Origin of the sequence: Kutzneria sp. 744, assembly GCF_000568255.1 — a bacterium.
Lineage (GTDB): Bacteria > Actinomycetota > Actinomycetes > Mycobacteriales > Pseudonocardiaceae > Kutzneria.
On the sequence record NZ_KK037166.1, the window covers coordinates 406,241 to 419,444 of the forward strand.

The following is a 13,204-nucleotide window of genomic DNA, read 5'->3' on the forward strand; positions in this document are numbered from 1 at the left end:
GGTCCCCGCCATGCCTCCTGTTCCGCTCAGCCGCCGCACTCTGCTCGCCGCCGCCGGCACGGCGACGGCCTTCAGCCTGCTCCGGTTCGCCCCCCGAGGCCGGCGCCACCACCGGCCCCAGCAGCTACTCTCCGACCTGGTCCTCGGTCGACCAACACCCGCCGGCTCCGACCTGGTTCCAGGACGCCAAGTTCGGCATCTACTACCACTGGGGCGTGTTCAGCGTCCCGGCCTACGGCAACGAGTGGTACCCGCGCCGGATGTACATCTCCGGCGACTCCTGCAACGCCCACCACGTCGCCACCTACGGCAGCCCGACGGCCTGGCCCTACCACAACTTCATCAACGGAGCCAACGACAAGTCGGGCCACTACACGCAGTTCGCGCCCAAGCTCGTCTCCGCCGGCGGCAAGTTCGACCCGGTGGCGTGGGCCCAGCTGTTCAAGGCGGCCGGGGCCCGGTTCGCCGGACCGGTGGCCGAACACCACGACGGATTCTCCATGTGGAACAGCAAGGCCAACGAGTGGAACTCGGTGGCCAGGGGCCCGAAGCTGGACCTGGTCGGGCTGCACGGGCAGGCGATTCGCGGGCAGGGCCTGAAATTCCTGTGCGCCCTGCACCACGCCTACCACTTCAACGGCTACTACGACCACGTGCCCGCGCAGTCCACGACCACGCTCAAGAAGCTGTACGGGCAGCTCGGCTCGACCGCGGAGAACCAGCTCTGGTACGACAAGCTCCGCGAAGTTGTCGACGGCTACGAGCCCGACCTGATCTACCAGGACTTCGACCTGAGCAAGGTCCAGGAGTCACAGCGGCTGAACTTCCTTTCGTACTACTACAACAAGGCCGTGGCCTGGAACAAGGACGTGGTCGCCACCTACAAGGACGGCTTGGACAACAGGGGCGAGGTCTACGACTACGAGCGCGGCGGCCCGGCCGGGCTGCTCTCGCCGTACTGGGAGACCGACGACAGCATCTCCAGCTCCAGCTGGTGCTACACCAACGGCATCGGCTACTACTCGGCCAAGGCCATCCTGCACTCGATCATCGACCGGGTCAGCAAGGGCGGCACCACGCTGCTGAACATCGCGCCGATGGCCGACGGCACCATCCCGGCCGGACAGCAGAGCATCCTGCTCACCATCGGCGACTACCTCGGCCGGTTCGGCGAGTCCGTCTACGGCACCCGGGCCTGGTCCTCGTTCGGCGAGGGCCCGACCAAGATGGGCGGCGGCTCGTTCACCGGCCCGAAACCCGGCACGCCGCGGGACATCAGGTTCACCCGCAGCCCGGACAACAAGGTGCTGTACGCCACCGCGCTGGGCTGGCAGGGCGCGACCACGACCATCAGCACACTCACGTCCAGCCGCCTCAACCTCAACACGCTGGTCTCGGCGCAGCTGCTGAACAATGTCACCGGCAGCTACATCTCACTGCCCAGGCCGACGCAGGACGGCGCGGGAATGCACATCAGGATGCCGTCCGCGACCGCGCCGTTCAGCGCCCTGGCCTACGTCGTGAAGCTCACCTTCTCCGGCCCGATCCCGGGTTGATCCGCCGCCACCCATCACACCGTTCGGAGACGCCCCAGATGAATGCACGACCACCGCTGCGGATCGCCCTTCCGGTGACCGCATTGCTCGTCGCCGGCGTCGCGTGGACCGGCGGCACCGCCAGCGCGCAGACGCCGCCGTCCGCGATCGCCGCCTCCGGGATCACCGCGACCGTCGCCGCCGACGGCAGCTACCAGATCCACACCACCCAGCCCGCCGCCTGGACGTTCACCGGCAGCGTCGGCCACCCGGTCACCAGCCAGAGCAGCGCCTCCGGCAGCGACGCCGTCGGGGCGTACCAGGAGGTGGACTTCGCCTACACCGACAGCGTGCGCCGCACGGCGAGCATCCGCGTCTACCAGAACACGCCGGTGGTGCTGTTCAGCTCGACCAACCAGTCCTCGACCGCGAACACCGGCACCGCGTTCCCGACACTGAACGCGCCGGCGCTGTCCTACCACGAGTCCTTCCAGGACGCGGCCTGGGCGCCGTACCAGTTCAACGGCTCGGTGGCCCACGACAGCCCGCTGCTGACCTTCGACGCCCAGAACCACGGCTACCTGGTCTCCGCGGCCGACAACTTCGCGGTCGCCAACCTGACCCGCAGCGGCGGCAACACCCTGTCCGCCGGCATCGTGTCCGGCGTGTCGACGCTGCCGGCCAACTTCACCCACCGCACGGTGTTGACCCTCGGCGACGGCATCAACGACACCTACACCAAGTGGGGCTCGGCCCTGATGGCGCTGGGCGGCAAGCATCCGGTTCCCAACGACGCCAACGCCACGCTGAACAAGCTCGGCTACTGGACCGACAACGGCGCCACCTACTACTACAAGTACGACACGTCCAAGGGCTATGCCGGCACACTGGCCGCCGTGACCAAGGACTTCGCCGCCCGCGGCGTGCCGGTCGGTTATCTGCAGCTGGACAGCTGGTGGTACCCGAAGGGTTCGTCGAACAGCTGGCAGGGCAACGGAACCAACCGCGGCGGCGAGTACACCTACCGCGCGGCCTCGGACCTGTTCCCCAACGGGCTCAGCGCGTTCCAGAAGCAGGTCGGCCTGCCGCTGATCACCCACGCCCGCTGGATCGACCCGTCCAGCCCCTACCGCGGGCAGTACTCGATGTCCGGCGACGTGATCACCGATCCTGACTTCTGGAACAGCACGATGAGCTACCTGTCCGGCTCCGGCGTCGTGACCTACGAGCAGGACTGGCTGTCCGCCGACGCCCAGCCGCACTACAACCTCAACGACCCCAACGCCTTCCTGGGCAACATGGCGCACTCGGCCGCCGCCGACGGCGTCACCCTCCAGTACTGCATGGCCCTGCCGTGGAGCGAGCTCCAGGGCACGCAGTACCAGAACCTGCAGACCACCCGGGTGAGCCTGGACCGCTTCGACCGCAGCAAGTGGGACACGTTCCTGTTCGACTCGCGGATGGCCAGCGCGCTCGGCGAATGGCCGTGGAGCGACGTGTTCATGAGCACCGAGACCAACAACCTCGTGCTGTCCACGCTGTCCGGCGGCATGGTCGGCGTGGGCGACGCGATCGGCAAGGAGAGCACCGCGAACCTGGCTCAGTCCGTGCGCGCGGACGGTGTGATCGTCAAGCCGGACGCCTCGCTGGTGCCGCTGGACTCCGTCTACCCGGCGGTCGCCCAGAACTCCAGTGCCCCCATGGTGGCCGGCGCCTACACCGACCACAACGGACTGCGTGACGGGTACGTCTTCGCGTACGCCCGCAACAACGGCTCCCAGTCGATCAGCTTCACGCCGAACAGCCTCGGTGTGGGCGGCACCGCCTACGTGTACGACTACTTCACCGGGGCCGGCAAGCTCGTGCCGGCGGGCGGCTCGTTCATCGACACCGTCAGCTCCGGCTCGTACTACGTGGTCGCGCCGGTCGGCCAGTCCGGCATCGCGCTCCTCGGCGACGCCGGCAAGTTCGCGTCGCTGGGCAGCAAGCGGATAGCCCAGCTGTCCGACAACGGCGCTGTGCACGCCACCGTGACGTTCGCGGCCAACGAGAAGTCGGTGACACTGCACGGGTACGCCCCGTCGACTCCGAAGGCGACGGCGACCGACGGCGCCGTTGGCTCGGTGTCGTACAACTCGACCACGCACCTGTTCACCGTCAGCGTCACACCCGGCGGCGACCACAACGCGGTCATCGCCCTGTCGTGACCCGTCGGCACGGCTGACAGCCGGGCCGGGGATCTGGCTGCGGGATCCCTGGCCCCGGCCTCACCACCGCGCCGCGGCAGCTTGACCACCAGCTCGTCAGCGGCCTCGCCACCCGAGTAGGCCTCGAAGACGAACGGGACGCCGTCGACTTCCGGCGTTCGGTCAGCGCGGCTCAGTCGGCGCGTCCGGACGGAACCTGAGGAGCGCGCCGGCAGGTGGCCAGCGACACCACCGCCAGCGCGGTGTTCACCGCCGAGATGGCCGTGGTGAACTTCGCGGCCTTGGCCGGGAGCTCGCACCGCCACCCGGCATACGCCGCCGCCGCGGTGTCGGAGGCGTGAATCAACACGGCCTGGGACAGGACTCGACGGGCGGACGCGTCACCCGCGCGCAACGTCAGCAGATCGAGCCCCAGCACGATCGTCCGCACCCCGAACATCCGCGCCGGATCGACGAACCGCTTGTCCTCCCCCAGCTCGCCCCCGAGCTGCGCGGCCATCCGCCGGGCCGCGAACAGCCCCACCACGCCGTTGAAGATCCGGATGCCCGCCAGCGCGGTCCGCGTCAGATCACCAGTGTTCATCTGCCCCACCGTCAGTTCTCGTCCGTCCGGCTCTCGCCGCTCGCATGTGCAGCCTTGCTCATCTCCGGTCCGTCCGCCCGGTCCACGAGGTCCAGGATCCAGGCGCTCCACGCCCCGTCGGCTCGCCGGTCGGGCAGTGCGAGGACCAAGGAGACCGTCATGACCAGGCCGGTGGCGAAGAAGGTGCGTACCCGCAACGCGTCGGCGCCCGTCAACCGGGCGACCGACCGTTGCAGGCCAGGACCGTCCGCTGTGGCCTGTCGCACTCAGTTGTTGACGCGGCGGACCGTCCAGTACTGGTCCGGTGTGTCGATCTCCGACCACGACAGGGCCTTGGCCAGATCGGTCGGAACGCCCTGGGCGATCGTCACGAACCGTCCGGTGCCGACGTTCTTGATCAGGTACCGGTCGCCGTGCGGCACCAGCGTCCAGACCTGGTTGTCGTCCCCGACGGCCGCTTGCGTGATGCCGCCCTCGTCGGTCAGCGCCAGCCCGGACTGGGCGTTGACGATCCGGTAGCCGCCGGTCGCCGCGACGAAGTGCCACAGGTGCCACGGCTGGTTCGCGTACCACCACTGGTCGGCCTGCGTGCCGGCCGCGGTCGAGCCGCCCGGGATCTCCAGGTACTTGCCGAAGTCGTTCTGGAGGGTGAAGTCGCCGTTGGTGAGATCGGGCAGCGCGGTCTGGGCGAGCGTCCAGCGCGAGGTGTCGCCGGTGCGGCGGTTGGTGAACGTGTAGGAGCCGTCGGTCTGCTGGACGATCGACCACTCCTGGGTGTCCTTCAGCGTGAAGTAGCCGTCGGCCCGCCGGGTGATCGGCGAGGTCATGGTGACGCGGCCGTTGCCGAGGGTGTAGGTGGCGCCGGAGGAGATGCCCGGCGCGATGTGGTCGAACGCGTACTGCACCTGGTTGAGGTAGTTGCTGTCGTGGTAGCCGCCGGTCAGCGTCATCACGGTGTTGCCGTCGGGCATGAGCATCAGCGACCGGCTGTAGCCGCCGGGCGCGTTGGACGCCTGCGAGCGCCAGGCGGTCGGGTCGCCGCCGGCGGTGTTGATCGACAGCACGGTCTGGCCGCCGGTGGTGACGACGATCGTCCCGTCGGGACCGCCGCTGGGCGTCCAGACGACGTACGGCTGGCAGCACGGCTTCGTGCCGTCGTTGAGCACGATCTGGTGGTCGTCGGCGGCGGCGAACTTCTCCGGGTCGGTGGCGATCCGGTAGTACGCCGGGCAGCTGCCGGCCGGGGCGCCGCAGTACTCGTAGGTCATGATCCAGCGGCCGCCGCCGATCGGGGCGACGGTGGCCATGCCGGGCCGGGCCGACTGGGCCGCGTAGGCGACGTCGTCCACGACCGCCCGCCAGCGCACGCCGTCGGTGCTGGTCTGGTGGACCAGCTTCTGCGAGTGCACGGAGTTCTGGCGCTGGTCGGAGTAGTACACGATCAGCTTGCCGTTGTTCATCAGCAGGAACGGCTCCCAGATCGGCGTGTTCGGGTCGTTCACCCACGCCGGGCCGCCCTTGGCCACCGAGCTCAGCAGCCGCCACGACCTGCCGTGGTCGGTGCTGGCGTACAGCAGGATCTCGGTCGACGACCGGTCGGCCGGCACCGACAGCCCCGCCTCCAGCAGCGTGCCGGCCGGCAGGCCGCCCAGCCGCGCCGGCAGCTCGTAGATCTGCGGGTTCCACCGCATCCCGAAGCCGTTCACGGTGTCGGTGACGCGCGACAGGTACGACCAGCTGTGGCCGCCGTCGGTGCTCTGGTACACCGGGAAGTACGGCGTCGAGTTCGTGTAGACCTCGAACGTGCTCAGCATCGTTCCGTTGGCGGAACCGCTGTGCTGCAAGGTGACCGCCCGGGCGTACATGACGCCCGGATTGACGTAGCCGGCGCTCGCGGTCGGGGTGAACACGGTCTGCACGCCGCTGGTCTGGGCCTCGGCTGGCGCGCAGACGCCGAGCGCCAGGGCGGCGGCGACCATCAGCGCCACCCGGGCGACTGTCTTGGCAGGGAACATCGTTGCCTCTCTACTCCTGTGTAGGGGCCGCGCCGACGAGAACACGAACGTCCCACGCGCCGAGGCGTAATGCCTGGCCGGTGCGGAAAACGGCGCCGTCGAAGGCGTCCGACAGGTCCACGGGCGCGGAGACGCTGGTGGGCTCCCAGCTCCAGTTGTGCACCACGTGGACGCGCCGGCCGTCCGGGGAGGTCCCCGTCGTCACCGTGACGGATTCGGGCGGGGTGGGCCAGCCGCTGCGGGGCAGCGGCGCCAGCCAGGCCGCGAGGGCGCGGGCCAGTTGGCGGTCGGGCACGGTGCCGACGTAGGTGACCCGGCCGGCGCCGTGCCGCCGGGTCGTGACGGCCGGCCAGCGGCCGAAGTGCGGGTGGTCGTACTCGACCAGGGTCTGGGCGTCGGTGGCGGTCAGGCCGTCGATCCACCGCGTCGCCGTCGCCCCCGCCGGCACGTCCAGCGCCCCGCCGTCGGCGGCGCGGACCGGGACGTCCTGCCGTAGGTTGCTGAACTCGTCGTAGCTGACGCCGGCCGCGTCGACGAGTCGGGCCGGCGCGGGCTCGCGGCGCGCTCGCGCCTCGTGGTCGGCGTACGCGGTGCGCACGCCGAGAACGAGGTGACCGCCGGCCTGCGCGTAGGCGGCGAGCCAGTCGATGGTGGCGTCGTCGACGACGTACAGCGCCGGCACGACCAGGACCGGGCGCTGCCGCGACGCTTCCTCGGGCGGCAGGTCGTGCAGCTGGCGGGCGTGCACGATGCGGACCTGACGCCGGGCGTCGAACGCGCCGCGGTAGAACGGGTCGAAGATCCGGTGGTACGCGGCATAGTCGGGCTCACCGTCCGCAGTGGACAGTGGCGGATACTTCTGCATCAGCCACTTGCTCGCCGTCGAGTAGACCATCGTGATGTCGGCGTCCGGCTCAAGGCCGGCTACCAGCGACCCGGCCGCCTCGAACTCGGCCCCCAGCCGCGCCAGCTCGGCGTACGTGCGGCCGGGCTGCCCGCTGTGCGGGAGGATCCCGCCCCAGTAGGTCTCAGCGCCGAAGTGCAGCGTCTGCCACTGCCAGTACTCGATCATCCGCGCGCCCCGGCCGACCAGTGCCCACGCGGCCTGCCGCCACTGGCCGTCGAAGGCCGGCCGGTTGTCCCACGCGAAGCCGATGCCGCCGGCATTGGTCTCGGTGACCAGGAACGGCGCCTGGAGCGAGGAGAACATCTGGTCGGCCGTCTCGTACAGCGCCCACACCCCGGTGGTCTTCCACTTCTGCTCGTGGTCGTCCGGGGTGGGGTCGGGCAGCGCGAGGCCGTCCTGCATGTCGTAGTACGGGTTGCCGGCGGCGATGTCCAGACTGTCGGTCATCTGGTCGTCCTCGACGGCCTGCCGCGTGTAGGAGATGCACGTGGTGACGAACTGCTCGGGCCGCGCGTACTCCCGGACGATCTCGGCCTGCCAGGCGATGAACTCATTGACCTGCCTGGCCTGGAACGCCCGCCAGGCCACGTCGTACTGCGGCTGGGCGTTGCCGTCCGGCGTCCACAGATCGGCCCACGTGGACAGCCGGTGCGACCAGTAGACCAGACCCCACTCCCGGTTCAGCGTCTCCACATCGCCATACGTGGCGCGCAGGTGGTCCACGAAGCGCTGGAACACGCCGTGGTTGTGCAGCAGTTCCAGGCCCGGCTCGTTGTCCACCTGGAACCCGATCACCGCCGGGTGCCCGGCGTAGCGGCCGACGATCCGCCGGATGACCCGCTCGGCGTGGAAGCGGAACGCGGGATGGGTGAAGTCCACCTCCTGGCGCGCGCCCCAGCCGATGCGCCTGCCGGTGGCCCGCTCGCCCGCGATCTCCGGGTACTGGCGGGCCAGCCACGGCGGCACGGCGTAGGTCGGCGTGCCCAGCACGACCGCCAGCCCGCGCTCGTGCGCCCCGTCCAGCACCGGCTGGAGCCAGTCCAGGTCGAACCGGCCGTTCTCCGGCTCCCACGTCGACCAGACCGACTCGCCGACCCGGATCACGGTGAACCGCGCCTCGACCATCAGGTCCAGGTCGGTCTTGATCCGGTCGGTCGGCTGGTACTCGTGGTAGTACGCGGCGCCGAACAGCACGCGGGCGGGCAGAACCGCCATGGACGAACCTCCCAGTGGACGGGTCACTGCTTGACGCTGCCGGCGGCCAGGCCGCTCTGCCAATACCGTTGCAGCAACAGGAAAGCGATGACGAGGGGCACGATCGAGAGCAGGGACCCGGTGACCACCAGCGGCAGCATCTCGCTGCTGGCGCCGGCGCCGCCGTTCTGGGCCTGGGCGGCCCAGGAGGCGAGCCCGACCGTCACGGGGTACAGCTTCGGGTCGTTGAGCATGATCAACGGCAGGAAGTAGTTGTTCCACGTCGCGACGAGCGTGAACAGCACCACCGTGACCAGGCCCGGGGCCAGCATGCGCAGCGCGATCCCGGCGAAGATCCGCAGCTCGCCCGCGCCGTCGATGCGGGCCGCCTCGATCACCTGGTCGGGCACCGCGTCCTGGGCGTAGACCCTCATCAGGAACAGGCCGAACGGGTTGACCAGCGAGGGCAGGATGACCGCCCACGCCGTGTTGACCAGGCCCACCTGTGCGAACAGCAGGTAGGTCGGGATGGCCAGCGCCGTGGTCGGCACCATCACCGCGCCGATGACCAGATTGAACCAGGCGGTGCTGCCGCGGAACCGGAACTTGGCGAAGCCGTAGCCCGCCGCGGCGGCCAGCAGCGCCGCCCCGACCGCGCTCACCACCGCGTACAGCAGCGTGTTGAGCAGCCAGCGCACGAACACGCCGCCGTCGTAGGTCACCGCCGCCTCGATGTTGGCCAGCAGCTGCGGCGAATGCGAGAACCAGAGCCCGAAGGTGGTGAACAGGTCCTGGGTGTTCTTGGTCGACGAGACGAGCAGCCAGAACAGCGGCAGCAGGAAGTAGGCCAGCGCCGCGAACATGGCGATGGTCAGCGGGGTGCTGCGCCGGGGCCGCCGCCTGCGGACCGGCGCCGGCGGGCCGGCGACCGGGGCGGCCGTCGCGGCCGGGATCGTGACGGTCACACTGCCCTCCGGCGGTTCGAGGCGAACAGGAAGCCGTACGACACCGCCACGATCACCAGGCCCAGCAGGAACGACACGGTGGCCGCGTAGTTGACCTGCTGGCCGGTGAAGGCGAGCGAGTAGGCGTAGAGATTGGCCGTGAAGCCGCTGTCGATCACGTCCGGGGCCAGCGGCTGCAACAGCTTCGGCTCGTTGAACAGCTGGAAGCTGCCGATCACCGAGAACAGCAGGGTCAGCACCAGCGCCGGGCGCAGCGCGGGCAGCTTGATCGACCAGGCGATGCGCCAGGCCCCGGCCCCGTCGACCGCGGCCGCCTCGTACAGCTCCGGGGAGACGCTGCGCAGCGCGGCGTACAGGATGATCATGTTGTAGCCGACGAACTCCCAGCTGACGACGTTGGACAGGCTGCCCAACATCCAGGTTTCACTGAGGAAACGTGGCACCGGCACGTGCAGGAGCCGTCCCAGCTGGGCGAACGGGCCGTAGTCGGGACCGTAGAGATAGCCCCACATCAGCGCGGCCACCACGCTCGGCACCGCGTACGGGACGAAGATGCCCAGCCGGACCACGCGCGCCAGCCGCATCAGGCCGGAGTCCAGCGCCAGCGCGAACAGCAGCGCCAGCACCAGCATCAGCGGCACCTGGATGACGAAGAACGTGGCCACGCGCAGGACTCCACGCAGGAACTGCGGATCGGTGACGGCCTTCGCGTAGTTGTCCAGGCCTACGAACGTCGTGCCGCCGATCAGCTTGTGCTGGAACAGGCTGAGGTACGCGGCGTAGCCGAGCGGGGTCAGGAAGAGCAGCAGGAACAGCACCATGAACGGGGTGACGAACAGCAGGCCCGCCCGGCGCGGTCCGGCGGAGACGACACTCATCGCTCACCGTCCCCCGACGGTGAAGCCCTGGTTCTTGGCGAACGCCGTGATCCGGGACTGCCACTGGTCCAGCGCGGCGACGCTGTCGGTCTTGTCTGCCAACGACTTGCCGACCGTCTCGGTCCAGTCGGTGACCACCTGGTCCAGGAACGGCGGCCACTGGAAGGACGGGTCGATGGTGTCGCCGATGCCGGCGAAGACCTGGTTGACCGGCTGGCCGCCGTAGAAGTCGGGCTTGTCGCCGGCGAACGACGGGTCGGTCAGCAGCGCCTTGGACGACGGGAAGAGGAACTGCTTGGTGGCGAACAGCTTCGTGGTCTCGGGGTCGGTGTTGAGGAACTGCGCGAACGTCGCCGCGGCGATCGGGTTCTTGGACGTCTTGATCACGGCCGTGGTGGAGCCGCCCCAGTTGCCCGAGTGCTGGGATCCGGAGTCCCACTGCGGCAGCGGGGCCGCGCGCCACTTGCCGGCCGTGGCCTTGGCCGAGCCGGACAGGAACACGGGCCCCCAGGCGGCCGTGATCCAGGTGGCGTACTTGCCGTTGTTGAGCGCGCCGTACCAGGCGTCGGTGAAGTCCGGTTCGGTGCCGATCACGCCGTCCTTGGCCAGCCCGCCCCAGTACGCCGCCAGCTTCTTGCCTATGTTATCGCTAACACTAATGGCGATGTCGCTCTTGCCCGAGCTGACGTACGGTTTGGCGCCGGCCTGCCAGAGCAGCCCGTGCCAGGCCGCGGCCTGGTTCGCGGCCATGTTGGTCAGGTAGACGTTCGGGTCGGCGGCGTGCAGCTTGTGCGCGGCGTCGGCGAACTCGTCCCACGTCTTGGGCACCGCGATCCCGTGCTGGTCGAAGATGTCCTGCCGGTACAGCAGACCCATCGGGCCGGTGTCCTGCGGCATGGCCCAGATCTCGCCGCCGGCCCCGGTGACCTGGCCCCAGGTCCAGTCCACGAATCTGCTCTTGAGCGCCGACGCGCCGTAGGGCTGCAGGTCGAGCAGGCTGTCGGTGATGGTGAAGGTCGGGATGTACTGGTACTCGATCTGCACCAGGTCCGGGGCGCCGGTGCCGGCCTGCAACGCCGTCCGCAGCTTGGTGTACTGCGGCGTGCCCTGGCCGGCGTTGACCACGTTGACCTTGATCGCCGGGTACTTCTTCCGGAACAGCGCGACTTCCTGGTCGATGTCGGGCACCCAGGTCCAGAACGTCAGCTCGGTCGGCGTGGCCATCGCCTTGTCCACATCGGACTGGCCGACGGCCTGGGCGGAGGTGGACCCGCCGCCGTCACCGCCGCAGGCGGCCAGCGCTGTGCCCAGCGACACGGCACCGGCGGCGGCGAGGAAGGAGCGACGGCTCAGGGAGAACTGGGACATGGCGGATCTCCAGTCGGTGGGCAGGTGTGATCGACACACCGGGCGGCGGCGTGCGACGAGGGAGAAAGCCGGTGCGCCCCGAAGTCCTCGGCCGGCTTGTCGGGCTATTCGGTTCGGGTGGCGGCGCCGCGGTCACGCGGCGGCGCGGTCGATCGCCGGACGACCAACTCGACCGGCGGCTCGGCCGCGGGGACAACGGGGGCGTCGGGCTGCTCGATCGCCCGCACCATCTATGTGAGGCCCTCTCGGGCGACGACGTCGAACGGCTGTCGCGCGGTGGTCAGCGGCGGCGTCACGTAGCCGGCCAGCGGGATGTCGTCGAAGCCGACCACGCTGACGTCCTCGGGGACGCGCAGGCCGGCTTCCATCAGCCCGCGGATCAGGCCGATGGCCATGTCGTCGTTGGCGGCGAACACCGCGGTGACGGTGTCGTCGGTGGCCAGCTGCCGGCCGGCGAGGTAGCCGGACGCGGCCGACCAGTCGCCTTCCACGACCGTCGGCTCCGGACAGCCGCGGGCCCGCAGCGCGGTCCGCCAACCGTCCAGCCGGTCACGGGCCGAGAACCACCGCTGCGGCCCGGCGACGTGATGGACGGTCCGGTGGCCGAGGTCGAGCAGGTGCTCAGTGGCCACCCGCGCCAGCAGATCGGACCGGACGCCGGTGGCGACCACGTGCGGGCCGGCGAACGCCGGCGGAGCGCCGAGCACGAGCACCGGCACGCCGATCTGCACGGGACCGGCGCCGTCGTCGATCGGCTCGGAGATGATGACGCCATCCACGCCCTGGTCCAGCAGCGACTCCACAGCGCCGGCGACACCCCCGGTGTCGCCCTCGACCGTGGTGGCCACGCGCAGCGTGTATCCGACGTCGCGGACCGCGCGCTCGATGCCGATCAGCAGGGAGGTGGGACCGTACAGGGCGGTCCCCAGGGTCACCACGCCGATGGAGCGCGACCGGCCGGAGGCCAGCACCCGGGCCGCGTTGTTCAGCCGGTAGCCGAGCTGGTCGGCGGCGGCGAGGACGCGGCGGCGCACCTCCTCGGAGACGTACGGCTCGTTGTTGAAGACCCGAGACACCGTCTTCTGCGACACCTCGGCCAGCCGCGCCACGTCCACGCTGCGCGGGAGCGCGGGGCTGTCCGCGTTCCGGGCCATGACATCTCCTACCGGGCTCGACTGCTGTCTGTGCAGTTCAGGGCTCTGACTGCGCAGTCATGTCTACGCAGTCAGAGCCAGCCCGTCAAGTATCCGAAATCCAATCGAAACACCGACGGGGAGCCGGGATGCCCCGCCGACCCCCGGTCAGGAAGGCGACACCGTCACGAGGGCAACACGGAGAAGCTGTTGGAGGTGAAGTCCAGCGCCTGGCCGGTCGCGGCGATCTCGAAGCCGAACTGCACGCCGCCCAGCGTCACGTCGCCGAACCAGCCCTTGTACTTGAGACCGATCATGGTGACGTCACAGTGAGACAACCAAGAACGTCCCGGTCAAGCACGATCGACATGTCAGGAGAGGCGAGACTCTACGGGAGCGTCACAGGTCCAGAATGAAAG

Annotated in this window: 11 protein-coding genes; 2 read left to right on the forward strand and 9 right to left on the reverse strand. The window is 69.6% G+C overall.

Going from position 1 to position 13,204, the window contains the following annotated elements; translation table 11 throughout:
• Window positions 1-1,556, forward strand: a 1,556-nt coding sequence (locus KUTG_RS01830) for an alpha-L-fucosidase (protein ID WP_232240598.1), incomplete at its 5' end; no start/stop codon positions are given.
• Window positions 1,557-1,594: 38 nt separating this feature from the next.
• Window positions 1,595-3,742 (forward strand): hypothetical protein, encoded by a 2,148-nt coding sequence (locus KUTG_RS01835; RefSeq protein ID WP_157494234.1) that lies wholly within the window; start codon window positions 1,595-1,597, stop codon window positions 3,740-3,742.
• Between the two features lie 172 nt (window positions 3,743-3,914).
• On the opposite strand, the gene KUTG_RS01840 is transcribed toward KUTG_RS01835, so the two are convergent.
• The 9 genes from KUTG_RS01840 to KUTG_RS65045 form a co-directional block, all read right to left on the reverse strand.
• Window positions 3,915-4,325, reverse strand: coding sequence for a hypothetical protein (locus tag KUTG_RS01840; protein WP_052393733.1), 411 nt, complete (start codon window positions 4,323-4,325; stop codon window positions 3,915-3,917).
• A gap of 11 nt (window positions 4,326-4,336) precedes the next feature.
• Window positions 4,337-4,591, reverse strand: a complete 255-nt coding sequence (locus tag KUTG_RS62990; RefSeq protein WP_052393736.1) for a hypothetical protein — start codon at window positions 4,589-4,591, stop codon at window positions 4,337-4,339.
• Window positions 4,592-6,340 carry an RICIN domain-containing protein gene (locus tag KUTG_RS01850; protein ID WP_052393737.1) on the reverse strand — a complete coding sequence of 583 codons (1,749 nt, stop codon included), beginning with the start codon at window positions 6,338-6,340 and terminating at the stop codon, window positions 4,592-4,594. It abuts the gene before it with no gap.
• Window positions 6,341-6,350: 10 nt separating this feature from the next.
• A complete protein-coding gene (locus KUTG_RS01855; RefSeq protein ID WP_043714410.1) occupies window positions 6,351-8,462 on the reverse strand; it encodes a beta-galactosidase in 2,112 nt (703 codons plus the stop codon).
• Window positions 8,463-8,485: 23 nt separating this feature from the next.
• Window positions 8,486-9,304, reverse strand: coding sequence for a carbohydrate ABC transporter permease (locus tag KUTG_RS01860; RefSeq protein ID WP_084580933.1), 819 nt, complete (start codon window positions 9,302-9,304; stop codon window positions 8,486-8,488).
• 98 nt (window positions 9,305-9,402) lie between these two features.
• Entirely contained in the window at window positions 9,403-10,284 is an 882-nt protein-coding gene (locus KUTG_RS01865; RefSeq protein WP_043714415.1) for a carbohydrate ABC transporter permease, read from the reverse strand.
• A 3-nt stretch (window positions 10,285-10,287) separates the two neighbouring features.
• Window positions 10,288-11,652: an ABC transporter substrate-binding protein gene (locus tag KUTG_RS01870; RefSeq protein ID WP_043714417.1), complete on the reverse strand. Its 1,365-nt coding sequence runs from the start codon at window positions 11,650-11,652 to the stop codon at window positions 10,288-10,290.
• 230 nt (window positions 11,653-11,882) lie between these two features.
• A complete protein-coding gene (locus tag KUTG_RS01875) occupies window positions 11,883-12,806 on the reverse strand; it encodes a LacI family DNA-binding transcriptional regulator (RefSeq protein ID WP_157494236.1) in 924 nt (307 codons plus the stop codon).
• A gap of 164 nt (window positions 12,807-12,970) precedes the next feature.
• Complete coding sequence (locus KUTG_RS65045; RefSeq protein ID WP_255360841.1) at window positions 12,971-13,102, reverse strand: hypothetical protein; 132 nt, start codon at window positions 13,100-13,102, stop codon at window positions 12,971-12,973.
• Window positions 13,103-13,204: the final 102 nt, after the last annotated feature.